Annotated in this window: 14 protein-coding genes; 8 read left to right on the top strand and 6 right to left on the bottom strand. The window is 67.6% G+C overall.

Annotation, left to right across the window (positions count from 1 at the left end; translation table 11 throughout):
* Positions 1 to 23: 23 nt before the first annotated feature.
* The 3 genes from ABE424_RS17790 to ABE424_RS17780 all read right to left on the bottom strand — a co-directional run bounded on the left by ABE424_RS17790 (position 24) and on the right by ABE424_RS17780 (position 3,589).
* On the bottom strand, positions 24 to 923 hold the full coding sequence (locus tag ABE424_RS17790) for a BPSS1780 family membrane protein (RefSeq protein ID WP_346479209.1): 900 nt from the start codon (positions 921 to 923) through the stop codon (positions 24 to 26).
* Between the two features lie 136 nt (positions 924 to 1,059).
* Entirely contained in the window at positions 1,060 to 1,779 is a 720-nt protein-coding gene (locus tag ABE424_RS17785) for a glutamine amidotransferase (RefSeq protein WP_346492843.1), read from the bottom strand.
* Positions 1,751 to 3,589 (bottom strand): ATPase, T2SS/T4P/T4SS family, encoded by a 1,839-nt coding sequence (locus ABE424_RS17780; RefSeq protein ID WP_346492844.1) that lies wholly within the window; start codon positions 3,587 to 3,589, stop codon positions 1,751 to 1,753. Before ABE424_RS17780 ends, ABE424_RS17785 begins: the two co-directional genes overlap by 29 nt.
* Before the next feature lie 81 nt (positions 3,590 to 3,670).
* Between ABE424_RS17780 and glyQ the strand changes: the two genes are divergently transcribed.
* The 6 genes from glyQ to ABE424_RS17750 all read left to right on the top strand — a co-directional run bounded on the left by glyQ (position 3,671) and on the right by ABE424_RS17750 (position 18,363).
* The gene (gene glyQ, locus ABE424_RS17775) at positions 3,671 to 4,582 is read left to right on the top strand and encodes a glycine--tRNA ligase subunit alpha (RefSeq protein ID WP_176987777.1); all 912 of its coding nucleotides are present in this window, start codon (positions 3,671 to 3,673) and stop codon (positions 4,580 to 4,582) included.
* Positions 4,579 to 6,675, top strand: a complete 2,097-nt coding sequence (gene glyS, locus ABE424_RS17770; protein ID WP_346492845.1) for a glycine--tRNA ligase subunit beta — start codon at positions 4,579 to 4,581, stop codon at positions 6,673 to 6,675. The genes glyQ and glyS overlap by 4 nt, the downstream gene beginning before the upstream one ends.
* 278 nt (positions 6,676 to 6,953) lie before the next feature.
* Positions 6,954 to 8,738 (top strand): autotransporter assembly complex family protein, encoded by a 1,785-nt coding sequence (locus ABE424_RS17765; protein ID WP_346492851.1) that lies wholly within the window; start codon positions 6,954 to 6,956, stop codon positions 8,736 to 8,738.
* Positions 8,735 to 12,580 carry a translocation/assembly module TamB domain-containing protein gene (locus ABE424_RS17760; RefSeq protein ID WP_346492846.1) on the top strand — a complete coding sequence of 1,282 codons (3,846 nt, stop codon included), beginning with the start codon at positions 8,735 to 8,737 and terminating at the stop codon, positions 12,578 to 12,580. The genes ABE424_RS17765 and ABE424_RS17760 overlap by 4 nt, the downstream gene beginning before the upstream one ends.
* Before the next feature lie 107 nt (positions 12,581 to 12,687).
* Positions 12,688 to 14,835: a S46 family peptidase gene (locus ABE424_RS17755; protein WP_346492847.1), complete on the top strand. Its 2,148-nt coding sequence runs from the start codon at positions 12,688 to 12,690 to the stop codon at positions 14,833 to 14,835.
* Positions 14,836 to 14,913: 78 nt separating this feature from the next.
* Positions 14,914 to 18,363: a PAS domain-containing hybrid sensor histidine kinase/response regulator gene (locus tag ABE424_RS17750; RefSeq protein ID WP_176987781.1), complete on the top strand. Its 3,450-nt coding sequence runs from the start codon at positions 14,914 to 14,916 to the stop codon at positions 18,361 to 18,363.
* Between the two features lie 24 nt (positions 18,364 to 18,387).
* On the opposite strand, the gene ABE424_RS17745 is transcribed toward ABE424_RS17750, so the two are convergent.
* The 3 genes from ABE424_RS17745 to acs all read right to left on the bottom strand — a co-directional run bounded on the left by ABE424_RS17745 (position 18,388) and on the right by acs (position 22,063).
* On the bottom strand, positions 18,388 to 18,966 hold the full coding sequence (locus ABE424_RS17745; protein ID WP_179459682.1) for a manganese efflux pump MntP family protein: 579 nt from the start codon (positions 18,964 to 18,966) through the stop codon (positions 18,388 to 18,390).
* Positions 18,967 to 19,248: 282 nt separating this feature from the next.
* On the bottom strand, positions 19,249 to 19,914 hold the full coding sequence (locus tag ABE424_RS17740) for a response regulator transcription factor (RefSeq protein WP_070470067.1): 666 nt from the start codon (positions 19,912 to 19,914) through the stop codon (positions 19,249 to 19,251).
* 205 nt (positions 19,915 to 20,119) lie between these two features.
* The gene (acs, locus tag ABE424_RS17735; RefSeq protein WP_346492848.1) at positions 20,120 to 22,063 is read right to left on the bottom strand and encodes an acetate--CoA ligase; all 1,944 of its coding nucleotides are present in this window, start codon (positions 22,061 to 22,063) and stop codon (positions 20,120 to 20,122) included.
* 429 nt (positions 22,064 to 22,492) lie between these two features.
* Between acs and ABE424_RS17730 the strand changes: the two genes are divergently transcribed.
* Together ABE424_RS17730 and ABE424_RS17725 are read left to right on the top strand one after the other, a co-directional pair.
* The gene (locus ABE424_RS17730; protein WP_346492849.1) at positions 22,493 to 23,920 is read left to right on the top strand and encodes a DcaP family trimeric outer membrane transporter; all 1,428 of its coding nucleotides are present in this window, start codon (positions 22,493 to 22,495) and stop codon (positions 23,918 to 23,920) included.
* Positions 23,921 to 23,981: 61 nt separating this feature from the next.
* On the top strand, positions 23,982 to 25,637 hold the full coding sequence (locus ABE424_RS17725) for an MFS transporter (RefSeq protein WP_346492850.1): 1,656 nt from the start codon (positions 23,982 to 23,984) through the stop codon (positions 25,635 to 25,637).
* Positions 25,638 to 25,720: the final 83 nt, after the last annotated feature.

Raw genomic sequence — 25,720 nt, 5'->3', positions numbered from 1 at the left:
CCTTGGCCGGGGTTTCGTTTTGATCAGGCCGCGAACACGTTGTTCGGGCCCGGCATCGGCGGCGGGGTCTGCGGCCCCTGCTGGCCGAACATCTGCTTCCACGCGGTGTAGATGGCACCGGCGAAGACCGGCATCACCACGCCCATCAGCAGCAGCTGCGCAACGAACAGGGCGATCATCGTGCCGCCGATCAGCTGCGCGATCAGGGCCACCAGCATCACGCCGAAGTAGATCGCGAACACGGCCACGAAGGCGAGCAGGAAGAACACCACCATCGCCAGCACGTTGTGCAGGCAGGCGCGCAGGCTCAGGCGCATCGCCTGCAGGCCGTTGCGATGTTCGAACATCACCTGCGGCGGCAGGGTGAACAATGCCAGCGCCATCGCCAGGAAGGTCACCACCACCAGCGCCAGCCACAGCAGGATGCGCATCGCCGGCAGGCTGGCCATCAACTCTTCAATCTGGGCCGGGTCCGGCTGCGCGCCGGCCTGGCTGATCGCGTTGAGCTGCACCATCACCTCGCTCAGGTGCTGCAGGCCGCTGCTGCCGATCAGCACCAGCAACAACACGCCCAGGAACAGGCCGGCCACCAGCTGCGGCAGCAGCGAGGCGAGCAGGTTCAACGCGCGGCCTTCCTGCAGGCCCTGCAGCAGGTGCGCTGGCTGCGCGACGCGACCCTGGTCGACTTCGCGCACGGCCCAGACCAGGCCGCCGAAGAACAGCGGGCCGGCCAGCGCCATCAACAGCTGCGCCAGCGTGCTCAGCGCCGGGCTGACCATCGCCAGCGACATCACCAGCAACGCGGCCACGGCCCAGATCACGCCGAGCAGGCCCAGCGCCAACGGCGCCTTGCGCAGCAGGGTGAAACCCGACACCAGCCATTCCGCGCCGGCGGAGGCCGGCAGCTTGCGAATCTCGCTCATAACATTCCGGGACAGGGGAGAAGGCGCGAACGCCCGAGTGCGGTCGATTATCCCTGTTTTCCCGACGCGTGACCTGAAGGCCGGCATGCGCGGCGCGGCCGCTGCGTTGCGCCCGGAGGCGGTACCGGCGCGGGCGTCAGGCGTTGCGCGCCTGGCGGACGAAACGGCGCAGCAGCTGGCGGGCCAGCGGCGCGGCGCTGACCTCGCGGGCGACGCTGCGCGCGCAGCCGCCGTGCTGGCGGATGCACTCGGCGCGGGCGCGGACATAGCCGCGCATGTGGTGGGTGGCGAACTCGGGATGGAACTGGACGCCCCAGGCATGCGCGCCCCAGCGGAACGCGTGGCAGTTGTCCTGTGCCGAGCGCGCCAGGATCGCCGCGCCCTCGGGGGCGCGCAGCACCGTCTGCAGGTGGGTGGCATGCGCCGGGAAGCGCGCCGGCAGGCCGCCGAACAGCGGATCGTCGACGGCCGCAGGGTCGAGCGCCAGTTCGATCGTGCCGGACTCGCGTCCGGCCGGGTTGTAGGCGACTTCGCCGCCCAGCGCGTGGGCCAGCAGCTGATGGCCGTAGCAGATGCCGAACACCGGGCGGTCGTCGTGGGCGGCGTCGCGCAGCCACTGCGCGCTGCGCTCGCTCCATTCTGCGCGGTCGGTGACGTAGGCGGCCGAGCCGCTGACGATCACCCCGGCGAAATCGCGGTGGCTGGGCAGGGTACCGCCGTGCTCCACATCGACCACTACCGTCTCATCGGCATCCAGCCCGGCCGCGACCCGGATCCAGTGCGAAAACCGCCCGTAGCGGCGCAGCGAGGCGACGGGTTGGCCGGTTTCAAGAATCAGGAACGGGGCGGAATTCATCCGGGGGAGGCAGGACCGAGAGGACTTCCTCGATTGTAGTCAGCCCTGCCGCTACCTTTTCAAGCCCCGCGCGGCGCAGGGTTCGTACCCCTTCAGCACGTGCGGCACGGTTGAAGGCGGCCAGATCCATGTCCGCGCGGATGTGCCGGCGCAGGCTGGAACCCAATGGCAGCAACTCATACAGGCCGACGCGGCCCAGGAAACCGGTGCGCCGGCAGTCGATGCAGCCGACCGGTGCATATGGCGTGGGCGCCTCAGGTAATGCCGCATCGGCATCAGTCAGCACCGCCCATTGCTCGGTCGAGAGCACCGTGGGCACCTTGCAGGTGGTGCACAGGGTGCGCACCAGCCGCTGGGCCAGCACCCCGTTGAGGGTGGAGGCGAGCAGGTAATGCGGCACGCCCAGGTCGAGCAGGCGGGTGATCGCCGAGGGGGCATCGTTGGTATGCAGGGTGGACAGCACCAGGTGGCCGGTCAGCGAGGCCTGGACCGCCATCTGCGCGGTCTCCAGGTCGCGGATCTCGCCGATCATGATGATGTCCGGGTCCTGCCGCAGCAGGGTGCGCACGCCGCTGGCGAAATCCAGGTCGATGTTGGTCTGCACCTGCATCTGGTTGAATTCCGGCGCGATCATTTCGATCGGGTCTTCCACGGTGCAGACATTCACGTCGGGCGTGGCCAGGCGCTTGAGGGTGGAATACAGGGTCGTGGTCTTGCCCGAGCCGGTCGGGCCGGTGACCAGCACGATGCCGTGCGGGCGCTCGACCAGGGCGGTCCAGCCGGCTGCCTCCTGCGGGCTGAAACCCAGCTGGTCGATGCTCTTGAACGCCGCATCCGGGTCGAAGATGCGCATCACGCACTTTTCGCCGAACGCGGTGGGCATGGTCGACAGGCGCATTTCCACTTCGCGCCCGCCCGGTGAACGGGTCTTGATGCGGCCATCCTGCGGGCGCCGGCGCTCGGCCAGATCCATCCGGCCCAGCACCTTGATCCGGCTGACCACGGCGGTCATCACCGCCGGCGGCACCTCGAACACCTTGTGCAGCACCCCATCGATGCGGAAGCGCATGCGCCCCATGTCGCGGCGCGGCTCCAGGTGGATGTCCGAGGCGCGCTGCTCGTAGGCGTACTGCAGCAGCCAGTCCACGATGTGCACGATGTGCTGGTCGTCGGCATTGACGTCGCCGGCGCGGCCCAGCTCGACCAGCTGCTCGAAGCTGGGCAGGGAGCTGCTGGTGTCGCTGCGCACATCGCCACGGGCGCCGCGCACCGAACGGGTCACCCCGTAGAACTCCATGGTGTAGCGGTGGAGGTCGAGCGGGTTGACCATCGCCAGCTCGATCCGGCGGCGGCTCAGGTGCTGCAGGTCGCGCAGCCATTCCTGGGCCAGCGGCTCGCTGGTCGCGACCAGCACGCGCTCGCTGTCCACGGCCAGCGGCAGGAAGCGGTGGCGGCGCGCGTAGGCGTGGGAGACCAGGGCGGTGACCGCCGAGACGTCGACCCGGGTCGGGTCCACCCGCAGGTAGCGCACGCCCGCGCGCTGGGCCAGCCACTCGCTGAGGCGCTCCAGGCCGAGTTCGCCGCCGGCGCTGGCGCCCAGCTTCAGGTTGGCCAGCAGCACCAGCGGATGGACCTCACTGGCGTTGCGCGCGCCCTGGGCGGAGAAACGGATGCGCTCCAGGTCCGCGGCGGCGACCAGGCCATCGGCGACCAGCGCCGCGGCGACCTGGTCGAAATCGAGGCGGCCGTGTGGCAGGGGCAGGACCCCCTCAGGGACGCTGGCAAAAGCCGCTGGCAGGCGTGGTTCCATCCTCCATTTCCCCAGGCACGGAAGGCCCGTGCGGTCGGTCGCTATACTAGCGCACCCCTTCTGCAGGCAAGAATCCGCCGCATGTCCGCCACTCCGAACGTTCCGATCACTTTCCAGGGCCTGATCCAGACCCTCAACCAGTATTGGGCGCAGCAGGGCTGCGTGCTGATCCAGCCGCTGGACCTGGAGGTCGGTGCCGGCACCTTCCACCCGGCCACGTTCCTGCGCTCGATCGGTCCGGAAAGCTGGAATGCCGCGTACGTGCAGCCCTCGCGCCGCCCGACCGACGGCCGTTATGGCGAGAATCCCAACCGCCTGCAGCGCTATTACCAGTACCAGGTGGCGATGAAGCCCAGCCCGGACAACATCCAGCAGCTGTACCTGGATTCGCTCAAGGCGCTGGGTATCGACCCGCTGGTGCACGACCTGCGCTTCGTCGAGGACAACTGGGAATCGCCGACCCTGGGCGCCTGGGGCCTGGGCTGGGAAGTCTGGCTCAACGGCATGGAAGTCACCCAGTTCACCTACTTCCAGCAGGCCGGCGGCCTGGAGTGCAAGCCGGTGCTCGGCGAGATCACCTACGGTCTGGAGCGCCTGTGCATGTACCTGCAGAACTGCGACAACGTCTATGACCTGATCTGGACCTACGGTCCGGACGGCACCCCGGTCACCTATGGCGATGTCTACCTGCAGAACGAGATCGAGCAGAGCACCTACAACTTCGAATATGCCGACGTGGACGAGATGTTCCATCGCTTCGATGCCTGCGAAAAGGAAGCACAGAAGCTGGTCGATGTCGGCCTGCCGCTGCCGGCGTATGAGCAGGTCTGCAAGGCCAGCCATGCCTTCAACCTGCTGGATGCGCGCCGCGCGATCAGCGTGACCGAGCGCCAGCGCTACATCCTGCGCGTGCGCGCGCTGGCCCAGGCCGTGGCCAGGCTGTACGAGGCCAAGCGCCTCGAAGCCGTCGCCGCCAAGGAGGTGCAGGCATGAGCACGATGCAGCCGCTGCTGATTGAACTGGGGACCGAAGAACTGCCGGTCAAGGCGCTGCCGGGCCTGGCCCAGGCCTTCTTCGATGGCATCGTCGACGGCCTGAGCAAGCGTGGCGTGGCCATCGAACGTGGCGATGCCAAGCCACTCTCGACCCCGCGCCGCCTGGCCGTGCTGCTGCCCGGCGTGGCCGTTGAGCAGCCGGAACAGCATTCCGAAGTGCTCGGCCCGTACCTGAACATCGCGCTGGATGCCGACGGTCAGCCGACCAAGGCGCTGCAGGGCTTCGCCGCCAAGGCCGGGATCGACTGGACCGCGCTGGAGCGCACCACCGATGCCAAGGGCGAGCGCTTCGTGCACCGCTCCACTACGCCGGGCGCGCGCACCGCGACCCTGCTGCCGGAGATCCTGCGCGAGGCGATCGCCGCGATGCCGATCCCCAAGCCGATGCGCTGGGGCAGCCACACCTACGGCTTCGCCCGCCCGGTGCATTGGCTGGTGCTGCTGCACGGCCCGGACATCATCGAGGCCGAGGTGCTGGGCCTGAAGGCCGACCGCATGAGCCGCGGCCATCGCTTCATGCATGACAAGACCGTGTGGCTGAGCGCGCCGGAGGACTATGTCGCCTCGCTGCAGGCCGCCTATGTGCTGGTCGATGCCGACGCGCGCCGCGCGCGCATCGTCGAGCAGGTCAACGCGGCGGCCGCGCAGGCCGGCGGCCAGGCGCGCATCACCCCGGACAACCTGGAGCAGGTGGTCAACCTGGTCGAGTGGCCGGCGCCGGTGCTGTGCAGTTTCGAACGCGAGTTCCTGGCGGTCCCGCAGGAAGCGCTGATCGAGACGATGGAGATCAACCAGAAGTTCTTCCCGGTGCTCGATGCCGGCGGCAAGCTGACCGAGAAGTTCATCGGCATCGCCAACATCGAGTCCAAGGATGTCGCCGAAGTGGCCAAGGGCTACGAGCGCGTGATCCGTCCGCGGTTCTCCGATGCCAAGTTCTTCTTCGACGAAGATCTGAAGCAGGGCCTGGAATCCATGGGCGACGGCCTGAAGACCGTCACCTACCAGGCCAGGCTGGGCTCGGTGGCCGACAAGGTGACCCGCGTAGCTGCACTGGCCGAGGCCATCGCGCCGCAGGTGGGCGTGGATCCGGTGCTGGCCAGGCGCGCCGCGGTACTGGCCAAGAACGACCTGCAGTCGCGCATGGTCAACGAGTTCCCGGAACTGCAGGGCATCGCCGGCCGGCATTACGCCATGGTCGGCGGCGAGTCGCCGGACGTGGCGCTGGCCATCGACGAAGCGTACCAGCCGCGCTTCGGTGGCGATGACATCGCGCTGTCGCCGCTGGGCAAGGTGCTGGCGATCGCCGAGCGCCTGGACACGCTGGCCGGTGGCTTTGCCGCAGGCCTGAAGCCGACCGGCAACAAGGATCCGTTCGCGCTGCGCCGCAATGCGCTGGGCCTGGCCCGCACGGTGATCGAGAGCGGCTTCGACCTGGACCTGCGCGCGCTGGTCGCCACCGCCATCGCCGGCCTGCCGGCGGGCGTGCAGACCAGTGCCGAAAGCAAGACCGAGGCGCTGCCGCAGGAGCTGTACGACTTCGTGATCGACCGCCTGCGCGGCTACTACGCCGACAAGGGCGTGCCGGCCACGCACTTCAACGCGGTCGCCGAGTTGAAGCCGGCCTCGCTGTACGATTTCGATCGCCGCATCGATGCCATCGGCACCTTCGCCGCGCTGCCGGAAGCCGAGGCGCTGGCCGCGGCCAACAAGCGCATCCGCAACATCCTGCGCAAGGCCGAGGGCGACATCCCGGGCATGATCGACCCGGCGCTGCTGGCCGAGCCGGCCGAGAGCGAACTGGCCGAAGCGGTGGAAGCGGCGATCGATGACAGCAACGCCAGCCTGCACCAGAAGGACTACGTGAGCGTGTTGAACCGGTTGGCGCGCCTGCGCCCGCAGGTGGACGCGTTCTTCGATGCGGTGATGGTCAATGCCGAGGATCCCGCGCTGCGGGCCAATCGCCTGGCCCTGCTCAAGCGCCTGGGCGACCGCCTGGGCAGCGTGGCGGCGATCGAACACCTGTCCAACTGACGCTGCGGGGCAGGACGCCCCGAGGCTCACCAGAAGGCGCGACGGCTTCGGCGGTTCGCGCCTTCTGCGTTTCCAGGGGGTGGCCGGCGCACTGCGCACCGTTCGCGCCGGGAACGTCATGCGCCGTCGCGGACGGTTCTGTCCGACACCGTGCCGGCATCGCTCAGGGCCGATGCGTCAGCAGCGACTTTCTCGCGGAATTTAACGGCGTCTTCACCGTCGTTCTGAAACTGCCACGCCGATTTCGCATGCCCGCGATGGCCCGTTATGCTGTCGCCATGCAGCCAACGAAATTCGCCCTTCCCCTGATGTTCCTGTCCCTTGCCACCGCCTCGGTGGCACATGCGCGGGGGACCATCGAAAAAGTGGACATCAAAGGACTGGACAAGGGCGACGACGCCGAGATGATCGAGAACATCGAGGTCTCGCTGTCCCTGTACGACACCATCGGCAAGGTCCAGGGCGAGTCGCGCCTGGAGTACCTGTTGTCCCAGGCCGAGCGCCAGACCCGCGAGGCACTGGAGCCGTTCGGGTACTACAACCCGACCATCACCGTGGACAGCCCCCGCGAAGGTGAAAACCTGCGCGTGGTGATCCAGGTCGACAAGGGGCCGCCGACCCTGGTCCGCCGCGAACACATCGACATCACCGGCCCGGCCCAGCTGGACCAGTACCTCCAGGAAGACCTGGAGAACTTCAAGCCGCGCAAGGGCCAGCGGTTCGAGCACACCGAATACGAGGCCAGCAAGATTCGGGTGACCCGGCGCCTGGCCGAACGCGGTTACTTCGATGCCGACTTCACCCTGCGCCAGGTCCAGATCACCCGCGCCGAGAACGCCGCCGACGTCGATCTCACCTGGGACAGCGGGCGTCGCTACAACATGGGCGAGATCCGCTTCCACCAGAATTACTTCGTCGACAAGCTGTTCGATCCGCTGGTGTACTGGGATGAAGGCAGTTACTTCCACGAAGGCAAGCTGGACCGCCTGCGCGAGTCGCTGACCAAGCTCGATTACTTCAGCGTGATCGACATCCAGCCGCGCCCGGACCAGGCCGACGAGAACGGCGACGTGCCGGTGGACGTCAGCCTGACCCGCGCCAAGCGCACGATCTACACCGCCGGCCTGAGCTACGGCAGCGAGAGCGGCGCCGGTGTGCGCGGGGGCCTGGAGCGGCGGTTCCTCAACAGCCGCGGCCACAAGATGAACACCCAGCTCGACTACGCGCAGAAGCGCAAGAGCCTGGTCACCAGCTACCGGATCCCGGGTTTCGCGTGGCTCGATGGCTGGTATGCGTTCACCGCCAGCGCCTATGACGAGCAGACCGATTACATCGACCTGCGCAACTTCAAGCTGTCGGCCAGCCGCAGTGGCGAGATCAACGAGTACTGGACAGCGATCGCCTCGATCAACGCCCTGCGCGAGCGCTGGCGCTATGCCTCGGGCACCGAATTCACCGACGCGGTCTACAACACCTCCACCCTGGTCTACCCGCAGCTGGTCGCCGACTACGTCAACGTCGACGATGAGATGTTCCCGCGCCGCGGCCTCAGCGGCAGCGCGACCCTGCGCGGCGGCATCGAGGGCGCCGGCTCGGACACCAGCTTCGTGCAGGCCAACATGGTGCTGCGCTGGTATGTGCCGATCGGCGACACCGACCGCCTGATCCTGCGCGGTGAGGGTGGCACGACCTGGACCAGCGATCTGGTGGCGATGCCGCCGAGCCTGCGCTTCTTCGCCGGTGGCGACCGCAGCATCCGCGGTTACGCCTTCCGCGAAGTCGGCCCACGCACCGCACCGCCGGACAAATTCGCGCTCGGCGCGAAGAACCTGGTGGTCGGCTCGGCCGAGTATGAGCATTACTTCAAGGGCGGGCCGTGGGGCGCGGCCGTGTTCGTCGATACCGGCAGCGCATTCGACAACACCATCGACCTGCACACCGGCGTGGGCTTCGGCGTGCGCTGGAAATCGCCGGTGGGCCCGGTGCGCGTGGATGTCGCGCACGGCCTGAACAACCCGGACTCGCAGTTCCAGCTGTACCTGAACATCGGAGCGGACCTGTGAGCACGCCGACGCCTTCCGCACCCGCCACCCCGCCGCCGCCGCGCGTGCGTTTCTACCGCAAGCGCCGCTTCTGGGCGTGGTCCGGCTTCACCGTGCTCGGCCTGGTGCTGCTCGCGCTGCTGCTGGTGTACTGGCTGCTGCAGACCGTGGCCGGCCGCGATGTGCTGCTGGCCCAGGTGGTCGCACGCTTGCCGGTCGGGGCGTCGCTGACCTGGAGCAAGGTGGATGGCCCCGTCGCCGGGCCGCTGGTGCTGCACGATCTGGACTTCCGTTACGACGACATCCATTTCACCGCCGAGCGCGCCTATCTGGATCCCGACATCCGGCCGCTGCTGGGTCGCAAGCTGCAGCTCGATGCCTTGCAGATCAAGAACGCGACGTTGAACCTGGCCAAGAGCGATGAGCCGTTCGAGCTGCCCTCGTGGCCGGACTCGCTGCCGCAGATCGAAATGCCGCTGGCGATCCAGGCCGACACCATCATCATCGATGGATTCCGGATCACCCAGGCACAGCAGCCGCTGATCGACATCGCCAAGGTGCGCGGCGGCGTGGAGATCGCCAATGGCGAATTCCGCGCGACCCAGCTCAAGGTCGACAGCGACATGGGCGATTTCCGCGTGGACGGCCGTTATCTGCCGCGCAGCGATTACGACACCGACATCACCATCGGCGCGCTGATGCCGGCCCCGCGTGGGCGCACCCCGGCGCGACTCGGTCTGGTCGCACGCGGCGATCTGGGCCATATGGAAGTGGCGATCGCCGGCAACGCGCCGGCGCCGCTGCAGGCCAGCCTGGTCTTCGATGGACGCACCGATCCGGTGTGGAAACTCACCGCGCGCAGCAGGGAGCTGGACCTGGCGCTGCTGGTACCGGGCATGGATGCGGGCACCAGCACGCCGATGGCGCTGGACGTGCAGGCCGACGGCAAGGGCGGCCAGGCCAATCTGCAGGGCAGCTTCAAACAGGGCGACATCGCGGTGGAACTGGCGCCCTCCAAGGTCGGCCTCGCCGACCAGGTGCTGACCGTCTCGCCGTTGCAGGTGAAGGGCTTCGGTGGGCAGGCGCGGCTGGAAGGCGTCGCCGATTTCACCGACAAGGAAAACGCCAGCCTGCGTTTCTCCATCATCGCCAACGACCTGACCTTCGTGCCCGCTGCCGATACCACCACCCCGGGCGCCGCGGCGCCGGTGCCGGTGACGTTGAAAGAAGCGCGCATGGGCCTGGCTGGTACGTTGAAGGCCTGGGCGGCGGTTGGCCGTGCCTCGGTCGAACGCGAGAAACAGGTCGCCGACCTGACCTTCGACGTGCGCGGTAACGATCAGGCGGCGATCATCAAACAGCTGCAGGCGAGCACACCGGGCGGTTCGCTCGATGTCACCGGTCAGGTGGCCTGGGCACCGCAGCTGGACTGGGACGTGGCGGCCAAGCTGGCCGGTTTCGATCCGGGCTACTTCGCCCCGGGCTGGGACGGCAAGCTGTCCGGTTCGTTTGCATCGAAGGGCCGCCAGTTGCCGCCGCCGGCGGGCAGTCCGGTCGGCACCGCCGGCAGCTATGAAGCCACGGTCGATGTGCCCGGCATCAAGGGCACGCTGCGCAAACGCGCGCTGGATGCGCAAGGCAGGTTCGCGCTGCGCGGCGAGCAGGGCGAAGGCAATCTCAAGCTTGCGGTGGGCAGCAGCCGACTGACCGCCAAGGGCTCGGTCGGCGACCGCCTGGATATCGATGCGCAGCTGGATCCGGTGCAGTTGGCCGACCTGCTGCCCAACAGCAGCGGCAGCCTGCGCGGCCACGTGCTGATCAAGGGCGCGCGCACCGCGCCGGACATCACCGCCGATCTGGTCGGCAGCGGCCTGCGCTGGGACGACTGGGGCGCCGAGGCGATCAGCATCAAGGGGCGCCTGCCGTGGCAGGGCGACAGCGGCACGCTGGCGGTGCAGGGCAGCAAGGTGCAGGTCGGCATGCTGCTGGACACGCTCAACGTGGACGCCCGCGGCAGTCTCTCCAATCTGCGCCTGGATGCACAGACCAGAAACGAACTGGGTGCCATCGCGCTGCAGGGCGGCGTGCGCCAGCAGGGCCAGGCCTGGCGCGGTGACCTCACTGCGCTGCGCATCGCACCGATGAAGGGCGATGCCTGGAGCCTGCGCGCGCCGGCTGCCTTCAGCGTGCAGGGCAGCACCTTCACCCTGAGCGATGCCTGCCTGGGGTCGGCCACCGGTGGCGCACTGTGCGCCAGCGCGAACTGGCCGCGCGAAGGCCTGCTGGTGCGTGGCGATGCGTTGCCGCTGGCGCTGGTGCAGCCGTGGCTGCCCCCGCAGTCCGGGCGCCGCATCTTCCTGCGCGGTGAAGTGAATCTGGATGGGCGCATCCGTCCCCGCGGCAACGCGTGGGAAGGCAGCGCCTCGGTCACCTCGCGCGAAGGCGGGGTGCGCCTGGGCGACAACGCGCGTGGCGAGCTGGTGCGCTACGACCAGTTCTCGGTGAACCTGGAGATGACCCCGCAGCAGATCAACGCCAAGCTCGGTGTCGGTTTCCAGGGCGACGGCTTCGTCGATGCGAAGGTGCAGACCGGCTGGGATGCCAACGCACCCCTCAACGGCGAGCTGTACATGAACATCGCGCGCTTGTACTGGCTGGAGCTGTTCTCGCCGGACATCGTGCGGCCGACCGGGCTGATCGAAGGCCACGTGAGCCTGCGCGGCACGCGCGGCACGCCGTCGCTGGGCGGCGAAGCCACGCTGAGCAAGTTCAACGGTGAATTCCCCGCGCTGGGCCTCACCTTCGCCGAAGGCAAGGGCAGCTTCACCGCGCAGCCGGATGGCTCGGCCAAGATCACCGCGCAGGCCAACTCCGGCAAGGGCACGTTGTATGTCGATGGCGGGCTGTCCTGGTTCGGCGATGCACAGCCGCTGCAGCTGCATATCCACGGCGAAAACGTGTTGCTGGCCAATACCAGCGAACTGCGCGTGATCGCCAATCCGAACCTGGACTTCACCCTGGCCGGCAGCGCGATGCAGCTGCGCGGCACCGTGCATGTGCCCGAAGCGGACCTGGACCTGGAACGCCTGGATCGTGGCACCTCGGTGTCCGAAGACGTGGTGGTGCTTGATCCGGTCGATCCGGAAGAGGGCCCCAGCTCGCCGCTGGACATGGACCTGACCGTGAGCCTGGGCGACAAGGTCAAGATGGCCGGGTTCGGCCTGAAGGGGGCGCTGACCGGCAAGATGCAGGTATGGGCGCGCCCCGGCCGCGAGATGACCGCCAACGGCGGACTGGAAGTCAGTGGCCGCTACAAGGCCTACGGACAGGACCTGACCATCACCCGCGGCAACTTGAACTGGAACTACAACGCGGTCTCCGATCCGCGCATCAACATCCGGGCCCAGCGCGCCGTCGGCGATGTCACCGCCGGCATCGACGTGACCGGGCGGGCACAGTCGCCGCGCGTGGATGTGTGGTCGGAACCGGCGATGTCGCAGTCCGAAGCACTGGCCTATCTGGTGCTGGGCCGCAGCCTCACCGGTGCCAGCAGCGACCAGGCCCAGCAGGTCAACGCGGCCTCGGCGGCGCTGTCGGCCGGCAGCGGCCTGCTCGCCTCGCAGCTGGGGGCCAAGCTCGGCCTGGACGACGCCGGCGTGAGCCAGTCGCGCGCGCTGGGCGGCTCGGTGATCGGCTTCGGCAAGTACATCTCGCCCAAGCTCTACATCGGCTACGGCGTCTCGCTGGTCGGCAGTGGCTCGGTGCTGACGCTGAAGTACCTGCTGCGCCGCGGCTTCGATGTGGAGCTGGAATCGAGCACGGTGGAGAACCGTGGGTCGCTGAACTGGCGAAAAGAAAAGTAGGTCACGACCGTTGGTCGTGATGCGGGTGCTTGCCCAACCATCGGCCGTTGCCCCTGCCGGGCGCAGCGGCTAAGGTCTCGGGCTGTTCTGACGTACCGGATGTGCCCATGTCTTCACGCAAACCCCTCACCGCCGCGCTGGCGCTTGGCCTGACCCTCGCCGCCGGCGCCCATGCCGATGAAGGCATGTGGATGCCGACCCAGCTGCCGGACCTGGCCAAACCGCTGAAGGCGGCCGGCTTCAAGGGCAACCCGGGCGACCTGGCCAACGTCACCGCGCCGCCGCTGAGCGCGGTGGTGCGGGCCGGTGGCGGTACCGGCTCGTTCGTCTCGGACGACGGCCTGCTGCTGACCAACCACCACGTCGCCATGGGCGTGATCCAGTACAACAGCTCGGCCGAGCACAACCTGATCAACGACGGCTTCATCGCCAAGGGTCGCAGCGATGAGCGCGCGGCCAACCCGGATTTCCGCGTGCTGGTCACGGTCGGGTTCGACAAGGTCACCGATGACGTGCTGCGCGATGCCCGCGGCAAGACCGGGCGTGCGTACTTCGACGCGGTGGACCGCGCCAGCAAGCAGTTGGTGGCCGACTGCGAGAAGGAGGGCAACATCCGCTGCAGCGTGGCGGACATGTACTACGGCACCGATTTCTATCGCATCCGCCAGCTCGAGCTGAGCGATGTGCGCCTGGTCTATGCGCCGCCGCGCGCGATCGGCAACTACGGCGATGAGATAGACAACTTCATGTGGCCGCGCCACACCGGCGATTTCACCCTGCTGCGCGCCTACGTCGGCAAGGACGGCAAGCCCGCGCCGTACAGCGTGGACAACGTGCCCTACCACCCGCCGGCCCATCTGAAGATGGCGATCGACGGCCCGAAGACCGGCGATTACGCGATGCTGGCCGGCTATCCGGGCATCACCTACCGCCATCGCACGGCCGCGGAATTCGCCAGCCAGATCGATGCGGTGCTGCCGCGCCGCGTGGCGGTGTTCCAGCAGATGATCGACACCATCGAGTCGGCCAGTGCCAAGGACGCCCAGGCGCGTACCCGCTACGCCTCACAGCTGCAGTCGCTGAAGAACAACCGCAAGCGCGCCGCCGGTGAGCTGGAAGGCCTGCTGCGCAGCGATGCCAAGGCCCAGCGCGCCGCCGATGAAGCGGCGATGCTGCTGGCCACCGATGCGAAGTACCAGGGCGATATCCAGTCGCTGCTGACCTCGCTGTCCAGCGGTGCCTCGGTGGGCGAGCGCGATCTGCTGCTCGACCTGCTCTCGGCGCAGAGCCAGTTGCTGCGTTCGGCATTGACCCTGGAGCGCCTGCGCATCGAATCGGCCAAGCCCGATGCCGAGCGTGACAGCGGCTACCAGCAGCGCGATCTGGCGCTGATCGAAGGCGTGCTCAAGCAGGTCCAGCGCCGGTACGATCCGGCCATCGAAAAGGCCCTGCTGACCACGCTGCTGACCCGTTACCAGCAGCTGCCGGACGCGCAGCGCGTGCCCGAGTTCGATGCCGCCTTCGGGCGCACCCCGGCCGCGCTGGCCAAGACCCTGGACACGCTGTACGCCAGCACGCATCTGGGCGACGAAGCCGAGCGCCTGTCGCGCTTTGCTGCGGCGAAAGAGGGCAAGGCACTGGCGCGCGATCCGCTGATCGATCTGGCCGGCCCGCTGGTCGCCGCGCAGCTGCGCCTGGATGACGAGCGCAAGACCCGTGAGGGCGAGCAGCTGCGCCTGCGCCCGGCCTATATGCAGGCGCTGTTCGCCTGGCGTGCCAAGCAGGGCCGGGCGGTGTACCCGGATGCCAACCGCACGCTGCGCATCAGCTACGGCAAGGTCGAAGCGCTGTCCCCGCGCGATGCGGTGCATTTCGACCCGGTGACCACCGTGGCCGGGATCGTCGAGAAGAACACCAACGCCTATCCGTTCGATGCGCCCAAGCCGCTGCTGGACGCGATCGCCAAGGGTGATTTCGGCTCCACCGCCGATCCGGTGCTGAAGACCCAGACGGTCAACTTCCTGACCAACCTGGACACCACCGGCGGCAACTCCGGCTCGCCGGTGCTCAATGCCAAGGGCGAGCTGATCGGCCTGAACTTCGACAGCAACTGGGAGTCGGTCAGCGCCAGCTGGTGGTTCGATCCGCGCTTCAAGCGCGCGGTGCACGTGGACATGCGCTACCTGCGCTGGCTGCTGGCCAAGGTCTACCCGGCACCCGGACTGCTGAAGGAAATGGGCGTCCCGGCCGAATAAGGCACGGCGGCCCGCGCTGGAACGCCACGACCAACGGTCGTGGCCTACACTGCGGGCTGCTCTCACGGAAACACCCGCGTGGTCTCCAGCTGGATCCTGCTGTTGGTGTCAGTGGTCTACGCCGCGCTGCTGTTCGCGGTGGCGTGGTGGGGCGACCGTCGCCCGATGTATCCGAACCGGCCGTGGCTGCGGCCGGTGGTCTACAGCCTGGCGCTGGCGGTGTACTGCTCGTCGTGGACCTTCTACGGTGCGGTCGGCACGGCGGTCCGCAACGGGATCGGCTACCTGCCGATCTACCTGGGGCCGCTGCTGCTGTGGGTGTTCGGCTGGCGCATCATCGAGCGCCTGGCGCTGATCGCCCGCAGCCAGAACGTGGTGTCCATCGCCGATTTCATCTCTTCGCGCTTCGGGCGCTCGCGCCGCCTGGCCGCGCTGGTGGCGGTGATCGCGCTGATCGGCATCGTGCCGTACCTGGCCCTGCAGTACAAAGCGGTGGCGATGAGCCTGCAGGTACTGACCGGCAATGTCGGCCCCACCGGCTTCTTCACCGATCCGGCGCTGTACGTGGCGTTGCTGATGGCCTTGTTCGCCACGCTGTTCGGCACCCGCCAGGTGGATGCCACCGAGCACCACCACGGCATGATGCTGGCGATCGCGCTGGAATCGATGATCAAGCTGATCGCGATGGTCGCGCTCGGCCTGTTCGCCTACCTGTGGCTCAACGACCGCACCGATGCGGTGATCGAGTCGGCGCATACGCTGTTCACCGGGCTGCCGCCGGTGGGCTTCATCTCGCAGACGCTGCTGAGTTTCCTGGCGATCATCTGCCTGCCGCGTCAGTTCCACGTGGCCGTGGTCGAGTGTGGCGACGTGCGCGACATCCGCCGCGCGCGCTGGATGTTCGGTGCCTACCTGGTGATCATCTCGGCGATGGTGATCCCGATCGCCACCGCCGGCGTGACCCTGTTCGGCACCGGTGGCAGCGTCGCCGATGACAGCATGGTGCTGGCGCTGCCGCTGGCCGAAGGCCGCAAATTCCTGGCGCTGGTCGCCTACGTCGGCGGCTTCTCGGCGGCTACCGGCATGGTCATCGTGGCCTCGATCGCGCTGGCCACGATGGTCAGCAACGACCTGGTGATGCCGGTCCTGCTGCGCCGCAGTGGCGACCATCAGGAAGCGGCCGATGTCGCCTCGCGCGTGCTGTGGATCCGGCGTACCGCGATCCTGCTGCTGGCGCTGGTCGCCTACAGCTATTACCGCGGCAGCAGCAACGACAGCACGCTGGCGTCGTATGGGCTGATGGCCTTCGCGGCGGTGGCGCAGTTCGCGCCCGGGCTGATCGGCGGGCTGTACTGGCGCGGTGCCAGCCGCCGGGGCGTGGAGGTCGGCATGCTGCTCGGCTTCGCCACGTGGGTCTATACCCTGCTGCTGCCTGCGCTGACCCACGCCGGGTGGATGGACGAGGCCTGGCTGGTGCAGGGGCCGTTCGGGATCGGCTGGCTGCAACCGCAGCATCTGTTCGGCATGAGCGGCTGGGACCCGCTGACCCACGGCACGTTCTGGTCGCTGCTGGTCAATGTCGCGGCAATGGTGCTGGTCTCGGTGCGCTGGCGCCCGGGCGTGGACGAGCGCCTGCGCGCCGCCCCGTTCCTGGACCCGTATGCGCAGCGGCCCTCGGTGGCCGGCGCCTGGCCCGGCAACGTGCATGTGGGCGACCTGCTGGCGCTGGCCTCGCGCGTGGTCGGTGACCGCCATGCCCGCCGGTCCTTCTTCGAGCAGGCCCAGTCGATGGACCGTGAGCTGCAGGCCTCCGCGCCGGCCGACCGCGCCTGGGTGCAGTTCACCGAGCGCCTGCTGGCCGCCTCGATCGGCGCGGCCTCGGCGCGCCTGCTGCTGACCAGCCTGCTGCGCGGCTCGGGCATGGACCTGGGCGAAGTGGTCGCGGTGCTCGACGAAGCGGGGCAGGAGCTGCGCTTCAACCGCGAGATCCTCTCCACCACGCTGGAGAACATCAGCGCGGGGGTCAGCGTGGTCGATCCGGACATGCGTCTCACCGCGTGGAACCGCCGCTACCAGCAGATGTTCGGGTATCCCGACGGGATGCTCTACGTAGGCCGGCCGGTCGCCGACCTGATCCGCTACAACGCCGAGCGCGGCGAGCTCGGCGAGGGCGACATCGAGCTGCAGATCAACCGCCGCATCGGCTACATGCGCGCCGGCTCGCCGCACATCTTCGAGCGCACCCGCAGCGACGGCAAGGTGATCGAGATGCGTGGGCAGGCCCTGCCCGGCGGTGGCTACGTCACCAGCTACAACGACATCACCGACTACAAGCACGCCGAGCGCGCGCTGCTGGAGGCCAACGAAACCCTGGAGCAGCGCGTGGCCGAGCGCTCGCACGAAGCCGAGGTGGCGCAGCAGTCCAAGACGCGCTTCCTGGCCGCGATCAGCCATGACGTGCTGCAGCCGCTCAATGCCGCCCGCCTGTTCGCCTCGGCGCTGCGCGAGAGCCACCACAACAACGAAGAGCAGCGGCACCTGGCCGAGCGCGTGGATGCATCGCTGCGCGCCGCCGAGGAGCTGCTGGACGGCCTGCTGGATGTCTCGCGCCTGGACGCCGGTGGCCTGCACCCGGTGATCGGCGATTTCGATGTCAGCCTGCTGATGCGCGAGCTGGCCGCGCAGTACTCGCCGGTCGCCGCCGGACGCGGGCTGCGCATGGACCTGTTCGCGCGTCCGGCCTGGGTGCGCAGCGACCGCCGCCTGCTGCGCCGCGTGCTGCAGAACTTCCTGGCCAATGCGCTGCGCTACACGCGCCAGGGCCGCATCGTGCTGGCCGTGCGCCATCGCGGGCCGGAGGTGGAACTGCAGGTGTGGGATACCGGCCCCGGCATTCCCGAGCATCACATGCAGCAGATCTTCGATGAGTTCCACCGCTACCAGCAGCCGTTCGACTGGGGGGAGCAGGGCCTGGGGCTGGGGCTGTCGATCTGCCAGCGCATCTCGCGCCTGCTCGATCACCGCCTCAACGCGCGCAGCCGGGTCGGCAGCGGCAGCATGTTCTCGATCCTGCTGCCGCTGGTGGCCGCGCCGGCCCTGCCGACGGCGACCGCGCTGCCGGCACCGAGCCCGGTCACCCGCGCCGATTCACTGGCCGGCATGCGCGTGCTGTGCGTGGACAACGACCAGGAGATCCTGGACGGCATGCGTGCATTGCTGGGACGCTGGCAGGTACAGGTGATCACCGCCAGCACGGTCGACCAGGCGCTGGAGAAAGTGGTCGAGCGGCCGGATGTGATGCTGGTGGACTACCACCTGCACGACCGCCTGGACGGGCTGGACACGCTGGTGGCGCTGGGCCAGAAGGCCGGACGTGCGATTCCGGGTGCGCTGCTCACCGCCGATGGGCGCGATGAGCTCAAGCGGATGGCACGCGACCGCGGCTACCGGTTGTTGACCAAGCCGATCAAGCCGGCCTCGCTGCGCGCCTTCCTGGCGGCCTTCCACGACACCCGCGGCGATCTCTAGCCGCGGGGCCGTGGCCGCGGCCGGTCAGGCGATGGCGCCGCTGAGGTGTTCGTACAGGATGGTCGAGCCGATGATGATCAGGATCAGGCCGCCGATGATCTCCGCACGCTTGCCGACCATGCCGCCCAGCACGCGGCCGAGCATGATGCCCGCGGTCACCATGGTCAGGGTGCACAGGCCGATGATGAGTGCCATCACGCCGATATGGACGTCGAGGAAGGCCAGGCCGATGCCGACCGCCATCGCATCGATGCTGGTGGCAAAACCGGTCATCGCCAGGCGCCAGAAGCCGTGGTGCTTGCTGGTGTCTTCGTCCTCGGCGCCGTCATCGGGGCGCAGGCCGTTGATGATCATGTGCACGCCCAGCGCGCCGAGCAGGCCGAACGCGATCCAGTGATCGAAGGCCTCCACGTACTGCAGTGCGGCGCGCCCGAGCAGCCAGCCGATCACTGGGGTGATGCCTTCGATGACACCGAAAATCAGGCCGGCGCGCAGCGCGTCGGAGAAGCGCGGTCTGCGCATGGCCGCGCCTTTGCCGATCGCCGCGGCGAAGGCGTCGGTGGACATGGCAAAGCCGATCAGCAGGATCGAAACAGGAGACATGGGGGTACGCGGCAGGTCGGGCGATGGCGAGCAACGGACCGCGAACGCGCCCAACCTGTCGTTGCGCACGCGGACCGCTGGTCTCGCCAACCAAGATGGCTACCCGCACCACGGCGCACTGGCCGAGTATGTTGATGCGGGCGATTCCTTCAGCAGGAATCCGGCTACTCCCCAAGGGGACGCGAAGCTTAGCACCGGGGTTGCAGCGTGGAGCGCTTACCGCGAATTGCGCAGGTAACGCTGGAATTCATAGCTCCGGCTATAACGACGGCGCGCGTGGACCTACTCTTCTTCCGGCGGCAACACGATCTGTTCGTCATCGATGGCCAGCTTGCCGGCCATCAGCACCGCCTGGGTGCGGTTGGTGACGCCGAGCTTGCGCAGGATCGCGGTGACGTGGGCCTTGATCGTCGCTTCGGACACGTTGAGGTCGTAGGCGATCTGCTTGTTGAGGCGACCGGCGCCGAGCATCTGCAGCACCCGGAACTGCTGCGGGGTCAGCTCGCGCAGGCGCTGGCCGATCTCGCGTTCCTCGCGGCCGGTCGGTGGCACGTTGTGCGCTTCCGGCGGCGCCCAGGTCTCGCCATCGAGGATGGTGCCCAGCGCATGGCCGATCGTGTCCGAATCGGCGGACTTGGGGATGAAGCCGAAGGCGCCATGGTCGAGCGCGCGGCGCATCACCGTCGGCTCCTCGCGCGCGGACACCACCACCACCGGCAGCTGCGGGTGCAGGGCGCGCATGTGGACCAGCGCGTTGAAGCCCTGCGCACCGGGCATGTTGAGGTCCATCAGGACCAGGTCGGCGTCGGTGTGCTGGTCGGCCAGCTGGTACAGCGCTTCCACGCTGTCCGCTTCGTACAGCTGCACGCCGGGAATGACGCGTTGCACGGCCCCGCGAAGGGCTTCGCGGAACAGCGGATGGTCATCGGCAATCAGGAGGGTCGTCATGGTGGGGGCCATGTTGCGGAGGAGTGCAGCGACGCAACGAAAAAGTCTATCGAGATGACAGCCCCCTGAGTCAGGGGGCGGCCGCGAAGCGGCGGGGTGTGGGTGATGGTGAGGCGGGGCCCACGATCCGCTTGCGGATCGTGGGAGCGACAGCGCGAACGCGATGACGCGGCCCCATCCTGCGCCTTCACGGTGACGGGTTACTTCACTTCACTTTCCGCTCTTCCACCAGCGAGGCCACGACCGACGGATCGGCCAGGGTCGAGGTGTCACCGAGCTGATCCGGTGCGTTCTCGGCGATCTTGCGCAGGATGCGGCGCATGATCTTTCCCGAGCGCGTCTTGGGCAGGCCGGGCGCCCACTGCAGATGATCAGGCGCGGCGATCGGACCGATCTCCTTGCGCACCCAGGCCACGAGCTCCTTGTGCAGTTCATCGCTCGGCGTTTCGTCGGCGATCAGGGTGACGTAGGCATAGATGCCCTGGCCCTTGATGTCGTGCGGGAAGCCGACCACGGCCGCTTCGGCCACCTTCGGGTGCGAGACCAGCGCGCTTTCCACTTCGGCAGTGCCGATGCGGTGTCCGGAGACGTTGATCACATCGTCCACGCGGCCGGTGATCCAGTAGTAGCCATCTTCGTCACGACGGCAGCCGTCGCCGGTGAAGTAGCTGCCCGGGTAGGTGCGGAAATACGTATCGATGAAGCGCTGATGGTCACCGTAGACGGTACGCATCTGGCCCGGCCACGAATCGCGGATGATCAGGTTGCCTTCGGTGGCCCCTTCCTGGATCTCGCCGTCGGCGTTGACCAGGGCCGGCTGCACGCCGAAGAAGGGCAGGGTGGCCGAACCCGGCTTGAGATCGACCGCGCCGGCCAGCGGCGAGATCAGGATGCCGCCGGTTTCGGTCTGCCACCAGGTATCCACGATCGGGCAGCGGCTGTCGCCGACCACCTCGTAGTACCAGCGCCATGCTTCCGGATTGATCGGTTCGCCGACGCTGCCGAGCAGGCGCAGCGAACTGCGCGAGGTGCGCTTGACCGGTGCATCGCCTTCGCGCATCAACGCGCGGATCGCGGTGGGGGCGGTGTAGAAGATGGTGACCTGGTGCTTGTCGATCACCTCCCAGAAGCGCGAGGTGCTCGGGTAGTTCGGCACGCCTTCGAACATCACCGAAGTCGCGCCATTGGCCAGCGGGCCGTACACGATGTAGCTGTGGCCGGTGACCCAGCCGACGTCGGCGGTGCACCAGTAGACGTCGTCCTCGCGCAGGTCGAACACCGCTTCATGGGTGTAGGCCGCGTACAGGAGGTAGCCGCCGGTGGTGTGCAGCACGCCCTTGGGCTTGCCGGTGGACCCGGAGGTGTAGAGGATGAACAGCGGATCCTCGGCATTCATGCGCTCGGGTTCGCACTGCGCCGGCTGCGGATCCACCACGTCATGGAACCAGCGGTCGCGGGGGGCCTGCATGTCCACCGCGCCGCCGGTGTGGCGGACCACCAGCACCGTTTCCACGGTGGTGGTGCCGGGCAGCTTCAGCGCGGCATCGACATTGGCTTTGAGCGGAATCTTCTTGCCCCCGCGCAGACCTTCGTCGGCGGTGATGATCAGCTTGCTGCCGCAGTCGATGACGCGGTCGGCGATCGAGTTCGGGGCGAAGCCGCCGAACACCACCGAATGGATCGCACCGATACGCGCACAGGCCAGCATGGCCACCGCGGCGTCAACGATCATCGGCAGGTAGATGGTGACCCGGTCGCCCTTCTTGACGCCGAGGTTGCGCAGCGCGTTGCCGAGGCGGCAGGTGCGTTCATACAGCTCGCGGTAGGTGACACCCTGGGCCGGTGCGTCGGGGCTGTCCGGTTCGAACAGCAACGCGATCTTGTCGCCGCGCGTGTCGAGCTGGCGGTCCAGGCAGTTGACGCTGGCGTTGAGCTCGCCGTCTTCGAACCACTTGATCCGGAAATCGTCGAGCTGGTAGCTGACGTTCTTGATGCGGGTGGGTTTCTTGAACCAGTCCAGGCGCTCCGCGGCCTTGCCCCAGAAGGCATCCGGATGCTCCACCGATTCGCGGTAGAGCTGCTGGTACGTGTTCCTGTCGATCCGCGATGCCGCGGCGAACGCGGCGTCGACGGGGTAAAGATCAGCCATGGCACCCTCACTTGCACGTTGACTTGGGTTGTGCGGTCGCAACATAAGTGACGACCTCTCCCCCTCAGTTTGCCGCATCCACCCGCCTGCGCGTTACCGGGGTGGTTAGACCATGGTCGAACGCCGCGCGCCCTGATGGGACACGGCCGGTGACCCCGATGGCTCATGACCGTTCGCTGCGGTAGCTCGCGACCGTTGGTCCCGGTAGCTCACGACCGTTGGTCGTGAGGCACTGCGTACCGACCAACGGTCGGTACCTACGCGGTGCCTGCGGCACCTGCCGGTCGCCTGCCGGCGCCCGGGTCGTACTCGCCCGGTCGGGGCGAGTACGACTAATGGCCAATAGCTTCGGTGCGTCAACGCGCCGCACCCTCGGCTCGACCGTGCCCCATGCGCGGCATCACCTTGCCACCCGGGAGAGAGGGCAACATGAGCCACCGTTTGCTGAGGACGACACGCCGGCCGTTGGCCGCCGCCATGTTCGTCGCATTGATCGCGCCAGGCATGGCGTTCGCCGAAACCGCAAAAGAGAAAGCACTGGAAGCCCGCGTCGTGGAACTGGAGCGCCAGGTCCAGCTGCTGCTGTCCAACCAGCAGCAACAGCAGGTCCAGATCAGCCAGGCCCAGACCGAGGTCACCGCCGTGCGCACGGTCCAGGCGCAGCAGCCGGTGGCGGCCACCGTGCCGGCCGGCAAGCAGCCGATCCAGGTCACCACCATCACCCCGGGCGCCGCGCCGGGCACCACGGTCAAGATCGGCGGCTTCATCAAGGCCGATTTCCTGGCTACCCAGACCGGCGACGGCCAGCTGGCCGACGACGCCACCGGCCGCGCGCTGTACCTGCCGGGCCAGACCCCGGTGGCCGGTGCCGGCGGCAGCGGCAAGCGTTCGGACGTGGACTACAACGCCCACGCCAAGTTCTCGCGCTTCAACCTGGGCATCGACAATGTCAGCGAGGCCGGCAACAAGTCCGGTGCGTTCTTCGAGATGGACTTCTTCGGCAACTCGCTGGGCAACCAGACCGCCACCAATACCTACGGTGCGACCCTGCGTCACGCCTACATGTACTGGAACAACTGGATGGCCGGCCAGACCTGGTCGAACTTCATGGACGCGGCCTCGCTGCCGGAAGCCGCTGACTTCGTCGGCCCGACCGACGGCGTGATCTTCGTGCGCCAGGCCCAGATCCGCTACACCCAGGGCGGCTTCAGCGTCGCGCTGGAAAACCCGGAAACCACGCTGCTCACCGGCGCCCGCAATCCGGTCACCGGTGCGTGGACCAACGTGGCCAGCAACTCCGATCGCGGCGCATTGCCCGACCTGACCCTGCGCTATGGCTGGAAGGGTGACTGGGGCACCTTCGGCGTCGGCGGCGTGGTCCGCCAGTTGAAGGTCGACAACCAGACCACCGGTGCCGATGCGGACAAGATCGCCGGCGGCCTGACCCTGGGCGGCAAGTGGGTGATGGGTCCGACCGACACGCTGCATTACCAGGTCACCGGCGGCGAAGGCATCGCGCGCTACATCGGCCTGGGTGTCACCGCCGATACCGCGTATGACATCGCCCGCGACGAACTCAACCCGACCGGCGTCCTGGCCGGCTACGTGGGCTGGCGCCACGCCTTCACCCCGAAGCTGCGCACCAACCTGATCTACGCGCGCAGCGATTACGACAACGACGGCAGCCTCGGCCCGCTGGTCACCAAGAGCGTGCAGAGCATCCGCGGCAACGTGTTCTACACGCCGATGCCCAAGGTCGATGTCGGCGCAGAGCTGATGTACGGCGTGCGCGAGATCGAGGATGGCCGCAAGGGCGATATCAGCCGCCTGCAGTTCACGACCAAATACAGCTTCTAAATGCGTGCCGACCCACGGTCGGCACCTAACAACAACGATTGCTTCGGAGGGGAAGCGTCCCATGTCAACAACACCTGCACCGGCGAAAGCCCAACTTACCCAGGGACACAAGAAGGTCATCTTCGCGTCCAGCCTGGGTACCGTCTTCGAGTGGTACGACTTCTTCCTGTACGGCTCGCTCGCCGCGATCATCGCCAAGCAGTTCTTCAGCGGCGTCAATGAAACCACGGGCATGATCTTCGCCCTGCTGGCGTTCGCGGCCGGCTTCTTCGTGCGCCCGTTCGGCGCGGCCTTCTTCGGCAGCCTCGGCGACCGCATCGGCCGCAAGTACACCTTCCTGGTCACGATCCTGATCATGGGCATCTCGACCTTCCTGGTCGGCGTGCTGCCCAACTACGCCTCGATCGGTTTCGCCGCCCCGGTCATCCTGATCATCCTGCGTCTGGCCCAGGGCCTGGCGATGGGTGGCGAGTACGGTGGTGCCGCGACCTACGTCGCCGAACATGCACCGGCCGACAAGCGTGGCCTGTACACCAGCTTCATCCAGTGCACCGCGACGCTCGGCCTGTTCATGTCGCTGCTGATCATCCTGGCCTGCCGCTATTTCCTGGGCAATGAGGCCTTCGAAGCCTGGGGCTGGCGCATTCCGTTCCTGGTCTCGATCGTGCTGCTGGGCGTGTCGGTGTGGATTCGCCTGCAGCTGAGCGAGTCTCCGCTGTTCCAGCAGATGAAGGCCGAAGGCAAGGGCTCCAAGACCCCGTTCCGTGACAGCCTCAAGGACGGCAACCTCAAGCTGATGCTGCTGGTCCTGCTCGGTGCCGCAGCCGGTCAGGCCGTGGTGTGGTACGGCGGCCAGTTCTACGCGCTGTTCTTCCTGAGCAGCATGCTCAAGGTCGACGCCACCACCTCCTATCTGCTGATCGCCGCCGCGCTTGCACTGGGCGTACCGTTCTTCATCTTCTTCGGCTGGCTGTCGGACCGTATCGGCCGCAAGAAGATCATCCTGGCCGGCTGTCTGTTGGCTGCCATCACCTACATCCCGATCTTCAAGGGCCTGACCCACTTCGCCAACCCGGCCATCGAAGAAGCCCGCACCAACTCGCCGGCGCTGGTCAATGCCGACCCGAACACCTGCTCGTTCCAGTTCGATCCGGTCGGACTGCGCAAGTTCACCAGCTCCTGCGATGTGGCCACCGCGGCCCTGACCAAGGCCGGTGTGCCCTATGAAGTGAAGCCGGCACCGGCCGGTACGCTGGCGACGGTCAACGTCGGGACCACCGCCGTGACCTCCTACGAGGCTGCAGGCCTGACCAAGGAAGAGCTCAAGGCCAAGGGCGATGCCTTCGGTGGCGAGCTGAAGGGCGCACTCAGCACCGCCGGTTACCCGGCCAAGGCGGACAACGCGCGCATCAACATCCCCGGCACGATCTTCATGCTGTGGCTGCTGGTGCTGTACGTGACCATGGTCTACGGCCCGATCGCCGCCTATCTGGTCGAGCTGTTCCCGACGCGTATCCGCTACACCTCGATGTCGCTGCCGTACCACATCGGCAACGGCTGGTTCGGTGGCTTCCTGCCGGCGATTTCCTTCGCGCTGGTGGCCGGTACCGGCAACCTCTACTACGGCCTGTGGTACCCGATCATCATCGCGTTGATGACGGTCGTGGTCGGTGGCCTGTTCCTGCATGAAACCAAGGATGTGGACATCACCAAGTAACAGGCGATCCACATGGCAAGACGAAGGGGCCGCGATGCAGATCGCGGCTCTTTTTTGTGTCCTGGGTAGTGCCGGCCGCTGGC

Source organism: Stenotrophomonas sp. TWI1149 (assembly GCF_039673155.1).
GTDB lineage: Bacteria > Pseudomonadota > Gammaproteobacteria > Xanthomonadales > Xanthomonadaceae > Stenotrophomonas > Stenotrophomonas maltophilia_AA.
This window is presented reverse-complemented; position numbering and strand designations above follow the sequence as displayed.

Excerpts from the sequence above, each read along its gene's own strand:
- ABE424_RS17790 (WP_346479209.1), bottom strand. The coding sequence starts at position 923 with ATGAGCGAGATTCGCAAGCTGCCGGCCTCCGCCGGCGCGGAATGGCTG.
- ABE424_RS17785 (WP_346492843.1), bottom strand. The coding sequence starts at position 1,779 with ATGAATTCCGCCCCGTTCCTGATTCTTGAAACCGGCCAACCCGTCGCC.
- ABE424_RS17780 (WP_346492844.1), bottom strand. The coding sequence starts at position 3,589 with ATGGAACCACGCCTGCCAGCGGCTTTTGCCAGCGTCCCTGAGGGGGTC.
- glyQ (WP_176987777.1), top strand. The coding sequence starts at position 3,671 with ATGTCCGCCACTCCGAACGTTCCGATCACTTTCCAGGGCCTGATCCAG.
- glyS (WP_346492845.1), top strand. The coding sequence starts at position 4,579 with ATGAGCACGATGCAGCCGCTGCTGATTGAACTGGGGACCGAAGAACTG.
- ABE424_RS17765 (WP_346492851.1), top strand. The coding sequence starts at position 6,954 with ATGCAGCCAACGAAATTCGCCCTTCCCCTGATGTTCCTGTCCCTTGCC.
- ABE424_RS17755 (WP_346492847.1), top strand. The coding sequence starts at position 12,688 with ATGTCTTCACGCAAACCCCTCACCGCCGCGCTGGCGCTTGGCCTGACC.
- ABE424_RS17745 (WP_179459682.1), bottom strand. The coding sequence starts at position 18,966 with ATGTCTCCTGTTTCGATCCTGCTGATCGGCTTTGCCATGTCCACCGAC.
- ABE424_RS17740 (WP_070470067.1), bottom strand. The coding sequence starts at position 19,914 with ATGACGACCCTCCTGATTGCCGATGACCATCCGCTGTTCCGCGAAGCC.
- acs (WP_346492848.1), bottom strand. The coding sequence starts at position 22,063 with ATGGCTGATCTTTACCCCGTCGACGCCGCGTTCGCCGCGGCATCGCGG.
- ABE424_RS17730 (WP_346492849.1), top strand. The coding sequence starts at position 22,493 with ATGAGCCACCGTTTGCTGAGGACGACACGCCGGCCGTTGGCCGCCGCC.
- ABE424_RS17725 (WP_346492850.1), top strand. The coding sequence starts at position 23,982 with ATGTCAACAACACCTGCACCGGCGAAAGCCCAACTTACCCAGGGACAC.